Genomic DNA, 13,318 nt, shown 5'->3' on the forward strand with positions numbered 1-13,318 from the left:
GGCTCGCTTACCTCTGGCTGCTTTGAGGAATAGCTTAGGGATGGGCTAACTCCTCACGATTGGTTTTGAGTTGTGAGGCAATCAAAGGAACCTTAGGAGCTAAGAAAAAGCCGATCAGACTAGCAAATAACACCGGGGTCAAGGTGCTAACTCCGGTTAATTTTGCCAACAAGATCGTAGTACTGACCGGGGTGCGAGTGACAGCTGCATTCATGCCTGCCATCGTACAAATCATGGCTAAAACTGGATTGACACCTGGAACTAACAGGGCGATCGCTTTGCCAATACAGGTGCCCGTAAAGAAAATAGGGATAATGAAGCCGCCCCGCCAGCCTCCTGTGACTGTAATGCTAATAGCGGCCATTTTGGCGCAGGCTAAGGCTAAAAGGGCTGTTGCGGTGAATTCAGTGGTGATGACGACACTGAGTTCGTGGTGGCCAAAGAAGCGGGTGAGGGGAAACAAAGTGGCGATCGCACCCAGTCCCAAACCTGCAATAGTCGTGCGGACGTAGATCGGTCCTCCGAAGCGGGCAAAGAACTGGTCACACAGCCGAAAAATGGTGATTAGCAGCCATCCTGCTGCTGCGCCAATAGCGCCATACAAAATGGCTAAAGCAAAATCGTCAATTTGGTCCAGGTTGTACTGGGGAAACTCCCAAGTTGGGGCCAAGCCTAAATGGGTAATCCCGGCAAACACAATGTAGCTAGCGCAACTAGCCACGATCGCTGGTAAAACCGCTTCGTAATACTCCGCCACGTGTTGATGATGCAAGATTTCTAGGGCAAACATGGCACCACCCAGAGGCGCACCGAATAAAGCAGTAAAGCCAGAGGCCATGCCAACTAAGCTCATGGTGCGGAGGTTTTCGCCTTGTAGCTGCCAGCGATCGCCCAGCCACGTCCCGACTGACCCAGTTACTTGCACTAGCGGAGCTTCTGGACCCGCACTCCCCCCGCTGGCAATGCTTAAGAGAGAAGACAAGATCATGGCAGGATTACGGCGCATATCCAGGCGTCCGCCTTGAAAGTGAATATTGTCCACAATCACAGCAATTTCACCTGGATTCCCTAGCCAGTAAATCACCAAACCAATTAGCAAACCCGCCAGAGGCATGATGAACAGAAGCACGGGACCTGTGAAGACCTCTAGGGCATGGGTCAGGAGTTCTAAAACATTCCAGTAGAGTGCCGCAAAGAGGCCCCCAGCCGCACCCACTGTCATCCATAGCAGTACCCAGCGAGACATGGTCAGGGGGTTGCGCTCACTCAGTTGAGCCAGCCAAGGTACTGCCCAATATGGCTTGGTTGCCCCTGTCGATCGCCGCTGAAATGGCACCGCTACTTCCTCCTGAAGAAACGCTTAAAAATGTTCAGTAGTAACCAAAATAGCGTGAAGCGGGAGCAGTATGGTGACGGCTCCCGCTTCAGGGCTGGTTGATTAGATTTAATTTAGGGATGGAGGAACTTGGCTACTTAAGTTGGGTTACTCAGGTTGGCTGAGCCACAACCAGCCACTCAAGTTGCAGCTTAATCGAAGTTAGAGGAGTTATCTCCCTCATCATCTGGGAAGTTAATGGGTTGGTAATCTACATAATCGCTCGGCTCCGCGTCTACGTTCGAGCGTCTTGAAGCACCCGAATTTTGCGGAGGACGAGGTCTACGAGTTTTTGGACCCCCATTGGTATCTCGATTGGCAGGACGAGAGGAGCCGTTACTGTTGGGGCGCGTTGGCCTTCTAGCAGGGCGATCATCCAAATCTACTGAAGCGTCTGAAATGTCGCTGTCTTCAACGGGTCGGCTTTCTGGACGAGGGCGAGGTCTTCGGGAACGCTCTCCGGGACCCAGTCTCTCATCTCGGCTAGGACGAATGGGTTGACGACGAGGCAGATCCTCTTCGTACTCATCTTCACGGGTCGCATAGCTGTCTCTAGAGCCGCGAATGCGCCGCCGATTGGCCCACTCTTCGTCGAATTGCGTTACGTCATCCAACTCAGCTTGATACACCCGACTCACGGGTCGCTCATCATCCACAATCGGAGTACTGCGTTTCGCTTGCTCAGTCGCAACACCCCGTAACCGAATGCTCTCTACAGCAAAGAAAATGGTTGTCCCGGCTAATAAAAACTGACCAAATTGTAGAATTGGGTCTTGTCGCCAGCCCTGGAAAAAGAGAATACCACCGCAAAGGAGCCCCACGGCGGCAAAGAAAATATCATGATCGCGGGCTAGACCTGGACGTACTGAGCGCAGAAAATAAAGCGCTGCTCCAGCGATAGCAAGAGCAATGCCCACCATGCTGCTCCAGCTAAGTCCGACGTTTACCATTGCCTTTCTCCTAAGTCAGTCCTATGTTAGCGAGTCTTGCTAAAAACCTCCGCCCTATGCTAGGTAAGCTGATTTTGGCTTGCCAGCGATCGCTGAGGGCTAACACTCGTAGGGTAGCGAACTTGTCTTGATTCTAGATTGGGTGCGATGTCGCACTAGGTTGCACTAATTATCTCTAAGGTAATCCATAGCTGAGCATAAAAAAACCTCAGTCTGTTAGCGTCAGACAACTTAAAGTTGCCTCTAACAGGGCTGAGGTTGAAATAGGCTGGCTTGAACTGCTGAAGCAGTCTGAGGGAAGTTTCAAAAAATGCTTGAAATCTTAGCTTTACAAATGAGTTCAGCCAATTAAGAGCGCTGAATTTTATCTTTCTGGCTGATGACGATCAGCCCTACGGTCGCGGGAATGACTACGATGGCAGCACCCCAAACCAGGCTCCATAAGAAATTAGCGAGTGAAGGAGTCATAGAGAGTCCTCGTCCTTGATTACAACCATGAGTTAGTTTTCATAATTGTAATGGTTTGTCATACCTTAGAGAAGTCACGCGCCGCTTTTGGCACTTTGCTCTGAGCAGTTTAAGAATGTACTTAGAAGCAATTGGATCAGCTAGAAGCACTCTGGTAGAGGCGATCGCTGCCTCAGACGGGCTCACCTACAGGTAGAATTAAGGAGTGAATTTAGTTACAAAGCTTAAAAATCCTCTACTCAACTCCGCGCTTATGACTTCTGCTGCACTTGCCACCTGGACGCTTGGCCCTTTATTGGGGTTAATGATCTTTTTATTTATCTTTCGGATTGTTCTAACTTGGTATCCCCAAGTTAATTTGAACCAATTTCCCTTCAATGTAGTGGCTTGGCCCACCGAGCCTTTCCTGCTGCCTTTGAGAAAGCTTGTGCCCCCAATTGGGGGAGTAGATATTACCCCGATTATTTGGGTGGGAATTTTTAGCTTGCTGCGCGAAATCTTATTGGGCCAGCAAGGACTCGTGACCATGCTGCTGCACTAGTCATGGTTCTGTAAACCTAGACCTCCGGAAAGTAGGGCGATCGCTGCTTCGGGATAGCTTGGTCGATACTTGGCATAGTCAACCGCCCTGTCCGAGAAACGGCTTAAGGGCTTGAGTGTATGGAGTGGGGCGGTGTCCATTACTTTGAGTTTTGCATTACATCAAGCACAAAGTTGGTGTAAACCTCGCCTCGGTTGAACTCTGGGGTTTCCAAAATTCGCTGATGGAAGCCGATGGTAGTGGGTAGGCCTGTCACAGCGCATTCCCGTAATGCCCGTTTCATGCGTCTAATGGCAGAGGGGCGATCGGGTGCCCAAACAATCAACTTGCCAATCAAGGAGTCGTAGTAGGGCGGAATGTCATAGTCTGTATACACATGCGAATCCATCCGCACACCGGGTCCCCCTGGTGGCAAGTAACCACTGATGCGACCTGGACTGGGGCGGAAGTTAAAGTCTGGATCTTCTGCGTTTACCCGACATTCGATCGCATGACCTTTGAGTACCACCTGCTCTTGGGTCAGTCTGAGTTTTTCCCCCTGAGCGATGCGAATTTGCTCCGCAATCAAATCGAGTCCAGTAATCATCTCTGTAACTGGATGCTCTACCTGAATGCGGGTATTCATTTCCATGAAGTAGAAATTCCCCGTTTGATCTAGGAGAAATTCAACCGTACCCGCTCCCACGTAATTGATCGATTGAGCTACCCGAACCGCTGCCGCTCCCATCTTCTCGCGGAGTTCTTGGCTCAGGGCGGGACTTGGCGCTTCTTCTAACAACTTTTGGTGGCGGCGCTGAATGGAACAGTCGCGCTCGCCTAAATGGATGACATTGCCAGAACTGTCAGCCAAAATTTGAAATTCAATATGGCGGGGTCGCTCAATAAATTTCTCTAGATAAACTCCACCGTTACCGAAGGCTGCCTCAGCTTCACCTTGGGCAGCCATGAACAGTTTGTTCAGCTCGCTTTCCTCAAGAACTAGTCGCATCCCCCGACCGCCACCTCCGGCAGTCGCCTTGATCATGACGGGATAGCCAATTTTGCGAGCGATCGCTAAAGCTTCTTGGTCATCTGTCAGAAGTCCATCGCTACCTGGAACCGTAGGTACACCAGCGCGCTGAGCGGTCTCCTTGGCAGTAGATTTGTCGCCCATCAAACGAATCGCCTCGGGCGAAGGCCCAATGAAGGCAATTTGGTGATCCGCGCAGATCTCCGCAAAGCGGGCGTTCTCTGCTAAAAAGCCATAGCCTGGGTGGATGGCGGTGGCATTTCGAGTCAAAGCTGCCGCAATGATATTGGGGATGTTTAGGTAACTTTTGCCACTGGGTGGTTCGCCAATGCAAACAGCTTCATCTGCTAACTGCACATGGAGCGCATGGCGATCAACCGTAGAGTGAACCGCAACTGTCGCAATCCCCATTTCTTCACAAGTCCGGAGAATGCGGAGGGCGATTTCCCCTCGATTTGCAATCAGAATTTTTGAAAAAAGCATCTTCCAGCTTTAAGGTCAATAAATGAGTAAAATAAAGCTTTCTGAGGCGCTCTGGAAGACACCTTGACGGCGAAACCAAACCCAGGAACTTACACGAAAACCTCAGACCGGAAACTGATCGTATCACGCTGGGGTAGCTTAACTAAAGCGAAGTGCGCCTAGAACTTCAAGATAGAGTTGCATTTCCTTCATCTGCACTGGGTTGCGATCGCCTCTGAAGAAAATATTTCAGAGTTCTTCAAAATTTTGATCCAAAAGTCAGTTTATGAGCTATTCTAGGTAACCGGAGGAAATCAAGGGCATTTGCACCTTGGCAGCCTCTAAAACCACGCGGATGTGGTGGAATTGGTAGACACGCACGCTTGAGGGGCGTGTGGCTCACGCCTTGCGAGTTCGAGTCTCGCCATCCGCATATTTAACCATTCTGTGTTTTGGAGTTTCAGCTCTCTATTTCTTGATTCTTTGCCTCCTAAGCATTTCCTGTTTATGATCGGAGGAAGAATGAAAAGATTTGTAAAGAGCTTTGACTTCCACTATTAAACCTAACAAAAGCATTACTCTACCAGCGCCCTGGTACGCTTTAGATCCTCTCTGGCAGGATGAGGGCGTGGGCATTCAACAAGGATTGCCGCATGCTCAGTTAGCTCCTGCTTGGCAGATGCTTTTGTTGGGAGACGGTTCTCCGACCAAACATCTACAGTTGCTAACGGGTGAGCCTACTGAAGTAGATGTGATTGATATGTCCTTGATTGGTATGGACTCAGATGGAGCGCCCGCTCAAATCCAACTGATTCCAGGACCCCGTTTAAGGAGACAAGTTTGGTTGCGCACAGCTTCCGGGCAAAGACTGGCCTATGCGGCTTCTTGGTGGGAGGCGAGCCATGTAGACGAGTATCTGCAAAATCGCTCACTGCCGATTTGGGCGAGTTTGGCCCGCTTACGCACTGAGTTATATCGGGATGTGCAAGGAGTTTATTACGGTCATTCTGCAGTTTTAGAGTCTGCGTTTGAGCAAACGGGGCCTTTTTGGGGACGTCACTATTTGTTCTGGCATCATGGACAGCCGCTAACGCTGATCTATGAGGTGTTTTCGCCTTATTTACAGCGCTATTTGGGAGCGATGAAGCTGGACTAACTCCGTCCGGCGGTCTTGATTTTCTTGGTTACTAAGAGACGGATAACCGCCCGAAATGCAGGGTTATCCTGCGTCTGCTCGGCAAGGAATGGGAACTCTGGGGGTTGAGTTTAGAACTAGTCCGCGTTCACAGCAATTCCCTCTCCAGTACTTGCCACCATGACTCAAATGCCCCTCCAGTGTCAGAGCCTGCCAGATCAGGTTGATTCTCTGCTGCAACTGTTGCACCACGAACCGTCGCTCCGTACCCAGCAAGATATCACCGTCATTCAATCGTCCCTGAAAAAAGCGATCGCTCCTAAATTCCAGATCGTGTTTGCGGGGGCGTTTAGTGCCGGGAAGTCGATGTTGATCAACGCCCTGCTAGAACGCGAGTTGCTCTACAGCGCTGAAGGCCACGCCACCGGAACCGAGTGCTATGTCGAATATGCCGAGCCAGATCAGGAGCGAGTGGTGCTCACGTTTCTCAGTGAAGCCGAGATTCGGGAGCAGGCTCAGGCACTCTGCCAACGCTTAGGGCTAACGGCAGCGATCGCTATTGATCAGCCGGAAGTAATGGGTCTGCTGCACCAAGGCTGTCAGGCAATTATTCAACAGGAAGGTGGCGAAAGTAAGTCAGAGCGGGCCAAGCAAGCCAAAGCGTTGATTTTGCTGATGGAGGGGTTTATGGCAAACCGCGATCGCCTACACCCTACCAATCACGCCACCTACTCAATGGAGCAGTTCAACTTCTCTAGCCTCAAAGAAGCCGCTAGTTTTGCTCGTCGGGGTAGCAATAGCTCAGTTCTGAGGCGGATCGAGTACTACTGCCATCACCCCTTGTTGCAAGATGGCAACGTCTTGGTAGACATGCCCGGAATTGATGCTCCGGTGAAAAAAGATGCCGAGCTGACCTACCGCAAAATTGAAGACTCCGATACGTCAGCCGTGGTTTGTGTCCTAAAACCTGCGGCGGCGGGAGACATGACCACGGAAGAAACCGAACTGCTAGAAAAGATGCGGAGTAATATCGGCATTCGCGATCGCGTCTTCTATGTGTTTAACCGCATTGATGAAACTTGGTACAACAGCCAACTGCGGCAACGGCTGGATGATTTGGTGTATGCCCAATTCCAAGATTCAAGCAGAGTTTACAAAACCAGTGGTTTGCTGGGCTTTTATGGCAGCCAGATTAAGCAAACTAGGGTTGGCGATCGCTTTGGCCTCGATTCTGTCTTTGCGGAGAGCATCAAGGGCTTGGATGGGCAGGAAGAAACGCCGCAGTTTGTGAATGAATTCAACCGTTACTGCGCCAACTCTGGCAAGCTGGCCTCCAGTCGCTTCCGCATTTCGGTCAACAGCTACGAAACACCCAACGAAAACTACGTGCGGATTCTGCAAGAGTCGGGCGCGCCTCTGGTGGAGCAGTTGATTCAAGACAGCGGCATTGAGGAATTCCGCACAGCGATCACCCGCTACCTCACCGAGGAAAAGCGCCCGCAACTGTTCGCTAACCTAGCCGATGATTTGCAACCGCTCTGTATTAATCTCCGCAATCACTATCTCGCAGCTCGGCGGGAGCTAGACAGCCAACCCCGCGCGATCGATGCGATGAAAGCTCGTGAACTGGAGCATCTGGGGCATGAGTTGAAGCAAATTGGAGCCGATTTTTCTCAAGCGATCGCCCAAGAAGTAAATGCGATCGCCGGAGATGTCACCAATGCGACGTTTGAGGCAGCGTTCATCAGGCTCAAAGCCCGCATGGTCAGCCGTCTGGATGAGTTGCTAAATACGTTCTCGGTGGCAGATGCTTACAGTCGCGCCACGCTCAGCCATCCTCGCAATGCCACAGCCCCTCTGATGGCGATTTTGGTGGAGGCGTTCTACTATTTGGCAAATGAGCTAGAAACCGTTTTAGTCGAGGCATCTCAAGCGGTAGTGGTTGCCTTTTTCCAATACTTGACGGAGCAGGTTCGCAAATCAGACTACTACCGCAAGCTCTATCGCTTACTAGGCAATGATGGCGGCATTGAGGCCCAACTGAAGCATCTAGAAGCGCAAGTCCGACACGCGATCGCGAACCAAGCTCGGATTGAGTGCGATCGCTATGTGCGCGAAACTCCGCAGTTTTTTGGTGATTCGCCGTTCTTTTTCCAACTGCGCCAAACGTTGCAACAAACTTCTCAAGGGTATGACTGCGAAAGTATGGCTGAGGCAGAACCCGCAATTCGCCAATTGCTGAAGCTAGATTTTGAGCCGAAGGTGTCGGCCACAATCCGCCGCAATTTCCGCCAAACGCTCAACCAAACGCTGAAAACTCACCTGTTGCCCATGGCGGAGCAACAAGCGGATGCAATTTTCCAGCAATATGACCATGCTCGCGCTTATTTGGAGCAAACGCTGGAGAAGGAAGCGGAAGAAAAAATCCTCCGCAATCAACGTCTCCTCACAGAAGTTGATCACAATATTGCCACTTATAACCAAGCAGTTGAAGCGATCAATAGCTGTTTACAAGCAATGCAATTACGCGATCGCCAACTCCCTTTTATCTCTACTCCTGATCTAGATCAAACGGTTCCTGCTGCTTACAACTCAGAAACTTTTGATTTTGGTTCAAGTAATGGGACTCAAACTAGTGTGACTGAGACCAACGCTAATTTGGCTTAAGTGTAGAAGGCCCCACTAGCCCCCCAAATTTGGGGGGACTGGATTCTTAACTTTCTCAAAGGAAAAACTAGATTCTTAGCTTCCCCCAGAATTGGGGAATTGAGGGGCCAGTGCAGAGTCTCTAAAAGTACAGTCAAGACCACTTAAAGCAACATCCGACACCCGTCTCCAAGAACTTTAGGAGTTAAGAGCTACATGGAAAACCAAGATTTTCTATCTGAGTTTGGTAATGAAGATGTGATTGCATTTGGTTCTGTTTTGCATAAAACAGGTAAATTCAAAAATGTCGTAAAAAACACATTCATGGATCGAAATTGGGTGCCAATAAAATTTAATACCAATCTAGGAGTTTCTTCAGAAAAGTGGCTTGAAGAAGGTGTATCTTGCGAAATTTTGAGACTTGGCGATAAATCTTGGCAGAAGGGAAAAATCAAAATCAGAGTCAGTGTAGAATTCTGCCCCGATGAGCCTGAAATAACAGAATCACCACTCGATGATATTCGGCAAGCGATCGCAGAACATTAATAGACAAATTCAGAATATGAGTAACTGGTACGACCTAAAAACCTTTGACAGCAAAGATATTGTTTCTTTTGAATCTCAAATCTTCAAAACAGAGAAACTTATTGAAGCCGTCAACAAGTCTTTCAATTCAAGTAATACAGGCTATTATCTAAGCGAAACTCTGGGACAACAAAAAATCCCCATCAATGTCCGAAGCTTTAGCCAGTCTTATCAAGAGGAATGCAATGAATGGTGGTTTAGTGAAGGGGGAGATTGTGAAGTTCTTAGACCTGGGCCTTAAGGCTGGCAAAAGGGAAAAATTAGAATCAGAGTGAGAGTAGATTTAGAGTTTTGCCCGGATGAGCCAGAAACTGATCAAACAGAGTCACCGCTTGATGATATTCGTCAAATGATTAATGAATAGTTACGGCAAGCTGAATAATGTGCGCCCGATGAAGACTATATTTTTCTCAATGTCCATCTAACCCAGAAATATCCATGAGTAATGATTTTCGAGAGCTTAACCCTCAATCTCTTGATAAAGATGCTGCCTTACTATTTTCTAACTCGATGTTTAAATTGGGGGAATTCCTGTCAAAGGTGCAAGAAACATTTCCTGTTCCTGGTCATCAAGCTTTATCCGCAGCATTAACCTCCAAGGGAGGTATACCAGGAAGTTGGCCAGACTGGTTTAAGTAAGGAGTAGATTGTGAGATCTTAAGACCTGACGCTAAAGGATGGAAAAAAGGAAAGCTCAGAATCAGAATAGCAGTAGAGTTTTCTCCTGATGAATCAGAAGAGGCGATTGAAAATGTTGATTTATTGAATGGCAAGGCAGAATTACCCCTGGATGATATTCGCCAGATGCAATCTCATTAATTTACATAAACAAATCTGAGAAAAAAGAATGAATAGTCAATTCCAAGTCTTATCTAATAGCGAAGTAATTTCTGTAGAGGAAGCTGATCAGATAGTAGTCTCGCATACGACATTCAAGGTTGGTGAATTTCTTGAGCTTTTGAAACGAGATTACTTGTACTCTGATGAGGCTGAAGAGTGGCTAGGTAAAGGTATTAGTTGTGAGATTTTGAGTCCCTCTAAAGGTTGGCGCAAGGGAAAAGTTAAGATTAGTTTAGCCTTCTGCCCTGATGAAACAGATTCACTTTTAGATGATATTCGTCAACAAATCTCAGAAGAGGGCGAGCGCGATTAACTTATGGAAAACAGCGAGAAAAACAAATTTCAAGCTTTGAAATATGATGAAGTACTTTCGATTTACTCCGAAGAGATTTCAGAATATTTAGAATTGCCGCGTACCCTTAGAGCAATTGAATTTATCGAAGCGATCGCCGAGAAATCCTTACCTTCCGATCAAGCAATTAGTGTCTTTGCTGAAGGCATGGAATGTGAAGCCCTCAAGTTTGATGGACAGGGTTGGCGTAAAGGCAAGATCAGAGTCAGCCTAGAATTTCTTCCTGATGAAATAAAGTCACCCCTGGATGATATTCGTCAGGCGATTCCTAACGATGTTTGGCAGGACCATTCGTGAGCAACAAGCCGTAAGCACAACATCATGAGCAAAACTCCTCGCATTCGGATTCCGCCAGAAGTTCGCAAATATGTGTTTGAGCGCGATCGCTATCAATGCCGAAGCTGTGGGCAGACTCAATTAGAGGTGCATCTCAGTATTGACCACATTATTCCACTGGCGCGAGGCGGGGCTAACGACATTAGCAACCTGCAAACGCTCTGTCTGCCTTGCAATCGTCAGAAACAGCATTATCTCGATCCGCGATTCCAGCGCCACTTCAACCTCTAGATACTCCAGCAGAGACAGCCATGATCCAACCTCAATCTTCTCTAGTGGTACCGATGCTAGCTCCTGAGGCAATCGAGTGCCTAGAAGGAGAGTTGGTGGCTGAAACCGAGGAGTTTGACCCCGCATTTGACTTTGCCGCGATCGCCAAAACGGTTTTGAAGTTGAGCGAGCCAACCGCTATTGAGGGCAACTCGCAGCCACTAGTCTTAGCTCAGCCAGTTGCTCAGCCCGTTTTAGAAGCGATGCAGCAATTGGTGGCAATTGTAGCCAAGTTGCGATCGCCCCAGAGTGGCTGGCCGAGCGACTTAGAGCCAACGGCTGAAAACTTAATTCCCTACGTCACAGAAGAAGCCTACGAAGTCTTGGAAGCGCTACAAACCAGCTCTCTAGGTTCGGATTCTGTGCCAGTGGTGTCTCCTGCAACTGCGACCCTACCAGACTATTTCTTGATTGAAGACTTAATTCCGCAGTGGCTTTGGTACATTGCCAAAAGCTCCTACGACTTAATGCGCCTGCTCTGTGGCGTTGAGGCGAAAGTGTTTCAGCCTGGGCAAGGTTGGCAAACGGGAGCTTTGCGTCTCGTGGCGCTGCTAACACTGAAGTTACCCCATGCAGAATGGGCCTTAGATTTAGCCACCAATCAGCCGCCTGCCAACAATCTGACTCAGCAAGCCCTGATTCAGACTGAGGGCGAAAATTTCTGCAATCAACCCACTTGGGCACAGTGCTTTACCCAGCAGTTGCTCCAGCAAATGCAGACCGTGACACCAGAAATGCAGCGTTTTACTGAGCCTACCGCAGTCGATTGTCTCCAACCCGGACAAGCTTGGCAGTCGGGCACCTTACAGTTGCAGTTTGCGTTTGAATTTACCGAGGGCACAACCCTCACTGATCTCGCAGCCCCCAACGGAATATCAGCATTTGAAACAGCCTTAAAAGTCAAGCTAACCGAGCCAGCAATCGCGCAAGCCTACTTTCAGACTCAGCTACAACCCCTGAGTGTAGCGATCGCTCAGGCAACTGCTGCGCCTGAAGCCGATCCAGCCTCTACTGATCTCTCTGCTGTGCTGCTACCGAGTGTTGTGGCAACTGCTGAGGCGATCGCCAAGATGATACCCAATGCCACTGAGCTAACACCGGATGGGCCGCTTCAGCCAGAAATTTGTGTGGATAGCTGGCTCCCTCAATTGCTGTGGCAGCTCACCAGCAGCGCTTATCAGACAATGCACCTTGTAGGCGGCATACCAGCGGAGGTACTGCAACCTAATGAGCTTTGGCTGACGGGGACTCTACGGTTGTTTGCCGTACTCGAAATTAGCGCTCCTCACTTAAACTGGCTATTCGATTTGTCAACTGGACAAGTACTCAAAGCCCTTCCCAATGCTTTGGCGGCCCAAACCTTAATTCGAGTTACTTCCGGCGCAGGTGGAAAAGAATTACAACCCGTAGCTACATTCCTCGCCCAACTACTTCAGCCGATTGAGGCGAATACACCACTCCTGCAACAGCTATTGCAGGGCACTCCCACCGCCCTACAACCACCTGTAAGTGATGCTTGGTCTGCTGGACGCCTGCAACTCAAAATTGGTCTTGAGCTGATTTCAGCTTCCGTCACCTAGGGGATTAAAGTGGATAAATAAAGCAGGAAAATGCCGCCTTTGTTCACCACGTCCTGCCTGAAGTAACCTGGCTGCTTCAAGCTCGCCTAGATGCCGATGTACACCTATGCTTTCCTCAATACACCCACAAGTGCCATCGAACTACCGTCTGGAATTGTGAGTGCTTTGGAGCTAGTGACTTGCGATCGCCTCTCTGCCCTAATCGAACCTGAGTTGTCTTTCGAAACGCTACAAGATCATGACGCTCAGTTAGTCCAAGCAGTTTTGACCCACGATCGCGTGATTCGAGAATTGTTTGAGCAAACCGCTTTATTGCCCCTGCGGTTTGGCACTCGGTTTTTATCCACTGAAGGATTGCTAGCCCATTTGCAAACCCACACCCAGGAATATCTAGAGAAGTTAGCCAGGGTGACTGGCAAAGCTGAATACACCCTGAAGTTAACTCCCTTAGTCTTAGAAATCGAAGCCACCTTGCCAACAGAGGCACAGGGGCGAGAATATTTTTTAGCCAAAAAACGTCGTTTCCAAAGTCAGTATGAGCAGCAACAGCAACAGACGGCTGAGTGGCAAACTTTAGTGCAAGCGATCGCCCAAATCTATCCGGGGCCAGTCTTGGGGGAAGCTCAAGATGGCAGCCAACGAGTATATCTGTTGGTAAGCGCTCAGGAAGGCCCCCAACTTTACGAACACTTGCAAACTTGGCAAATTCAATGCCCTCATTGGGAACTGACTTTAAGTGAAGCGCTCCCTCCCTATCATTTCGTTTAGC

The 13,318-nt window shown here is 49.1% G+C and carries 15 protein-coding genes, 1 tRNA gene and 2 pseudogenes; 13 read left to right on the plus strand and 5 right to left on the minus strand.

Going from position 1 to position 13,318, the window contains the following annotated elements; genetic code table 11:
- Positions 1–34 precede the first annotated feature (34 nt).
- The 3 genes from H6F72_RS05770 to psbX all read right to left on the minus strand — a co-directional run bounded on the left by H6F72_RS05770 (position 35) and on the right by psbX (position 2,793).
- The gene (locus H6F72_RS05770; RefSeq protein WP_370527452.1) at positions 35–1,336 is read right to left on the minus strand and encodes a chloride channel protein; all 1,302 of its coding nucleotides are present in this window, start codon (positions 1,334–1,336) and stop codon (positions 35–37) included.
- 191 nt (positions 1,337–1,527) lie between these two features.
- Entirely contained in the window at positions 1,528–2,325 is a 798-nt protein-coding gene (locus tag H6F72_RS31025) for a Ycf66 family protein (RefSeq protein ID WP_190432647.1), read from the minus strand.
- A 348-nt stretch (positions 2,326–2,673) separates the two neighbouring features.
- The gene (gene psbX / locus H6F72_RS05780; protein WP_190432648.1) at positions 2,674–2,793 is read right to left on the minus strand and encodes a photosystem II reaction center X protein; all 120 of its coding nucleotides are present in this window, start codon (positions 2,791–2,793) and stop codon (positions 2,674–2,676) included.
- 253 nt (positions 2,794–3,046) lie between these two features.
- Between psbX and H6F72_RS05785 the strand changes: the two genes are divergently transcribed.
- Positions 3,047–3,334, plus strand: coding sequence for a YggT family protein (locus tag H6F72_RS05785; RefSeq protein WP_190432649.1), 288 nt, complete (start codon positions 3,047–3,049; stop codon positions 3,332–3,334).
- Here the strand turns inward: H6F72_RS05785 and H6F72_RS05790 are convergent.
- Both H6F72_RS05790 and accC read right to left on the minus strand, forming a co-directional pair.
- The gene (locus H6F72_RS05790) at positions 3,331–3,474 is read right to left on the minus strand and encodes a hypothetical protein (protein WP_199298899.1); all 144 of its coding nucleotides are present in this window, start codon (positions 3,472–3,474) and stop codon (positions 3,331–3,333) included. The genes H6F72_RS05785 and H6F72_RS05790 overlap by 4 nt on opposite strands.
- Entirely contained in the window at positions 3,474–4,826 is a 1,353-nt protein-coding gene (gene accC / locus H6F72_RS05795) for an acetyl-CoA carboxylase biotin carboxylase subunit (protein ID WP_190432650.1), read from the minus strand. Before accC ends, H6F72_RS05790 begins: the two co-directional genes overlap by 1 nt.
- A gap of 330 nt (positions 4,827–5,156) precedes the next feature.
- On the opposite strand from accC, the gene H6F72_RS05800 reads away from it, so the two are divergent.
- The 12 genes and pseudogenes from H6F72_RS05800 to H6F72_RS05855 all read left to right on the plus strand — a co-directional run bounded on the left by H6F72_RS05800 (position 5,157) and on the right by H6F72_RS05855 (position 13,317).
- A tRNA-Leu gene (locus H6F72_RS05800) sits at positions 5,157–5,238 on the plus strand.
- A gap of 111 nt (positions 5,239–5,349) precedes the next feature.
- The gene (locus H6F72_RS05805; protein ID WP_190432651.1) at positions 5,350–5,961 is read left to right on the plus strand and encodes a chorismate lyase; all 612 of its coding nucleotides are present in this window, start codon (positions 5,350–5,352) and stop codon (positions 5,959–5,961) included.
- Between the two features lie 159 nt (positions 5,962–6,120).
- Positions 6,121–8,607, plus strand: coding sequence for a dynamin-like GTPase family protein (locus H6F72_RS05810; RefSeq protein WP_190432652.1), 2,487 nt, complete (start codon positions 6,121–6,123; stop codon positions 8,605–8,607).
- 195 nt (positions 8,608–8,802) lie between these two features.
- Positions 8,803–9,132, plus strand: a complete 330-nt coding sequence (locus H6F72_RS05815) for a KGK domain-containing protein (RefSeq protein WP_190432653.1) — start codon at positions 8,803–8,805, stop codon at positions 9,130–9,132.
- A gap of 16 nt (positions 9,133–9,148) precedes the next feature.
- Positions 9,149–9,535: pseudogene (locus H6F72_RS05820) on the plus strand (KGK domain-containing protein).
- Positions 9,536–9,609: 74 nt separating this feature from the next.
- Positions 9,610–9,810 carry a hypothetical protein gene (locus tag H6F72_RS05825; protein ID WP_190432655.1) on the plus strand — a complete coding sequence of 67 codons (201 nt, stop codon included), beginning with the start codon at positions 9,610–9,612 and terminating at the stop codon, positions 9,808–9,810.
- A gap of 12 nt (positions 9,811–9,822) precedes the next feature.
- A pseudogene (locus tag H6F72_RS31030) lies at positions 9,823–9,990 on the plus strand (KGK domain-containing protein); the annotation flags it as partial.
- A gap of 28 nt (positions 9,991–10,018) precedes the next feature.
- Entirely contained in the window at positions 10,019–10,324 is a 306-nt protein-coding gene (locus tag H6F72_RS05835; protein WP_190432656.1) for a KGK domain-containing protein, read from the plus strand.
- Between the two features lie 3 nt (positions 10,325–10,327).
- Positions 10,328–10,660, plus strand: a complete 333-nt coding sequence (locus tag H6F72_RS05840; RefSeq protein ID WP_190432657.1) for a KGK domain-containing protein — start codon at positions 10,328–10,330, stop codon at positions 10,658–10,660.
- 24 nt (positions 10,661–10,684) lie between these two features.
- Complete coding sequence (locus H6F72_RS05845; protein WP_190432658.1) at positions 10,685–10,930, plus strand: HNH endonuclease; 246 nt, start codon at positions 10,685–10,687, stop codon at positions 10,928–10,930.
- 20 nt (positions 10,931–10,950) lie between these two features.
- Positions 10,951–12,549 carry a hypothetical protein gene (locus tag H6F72_RS05850; RefSeq protein WP_190432659.1) on the plus strand — a complete coding sequence of 533 codons (1,599 nt, stop codon included), beginning with the start codon at positions 10,951–10,953 and terminating at the stop codon, positions 12,547–12,549.
- Positions 12,550–12,639: 90 nt separating this feature from the next.
- Positions 12,640–13,317, plus strand: coding sequence for a GvpL/GvpF family gas vesicle protein (locus H6F72_RS05855; protein ID WP_190432660.1), 678 nt, complete (start codon positions 12,640–12,642; stop codon positions 13,315–13,317).
- Position 13,318: the final 1 nt, after the last annotated feature.

Source organism: Trichocoleus sp. FACHB-46, assembly GCF_014695385.1.
Taxonomy (GTDB): Bacteria; Cyanobacteriota; Cyanobacteriia; order FACHB-46; family FACHB-46; genus Trichocoleus.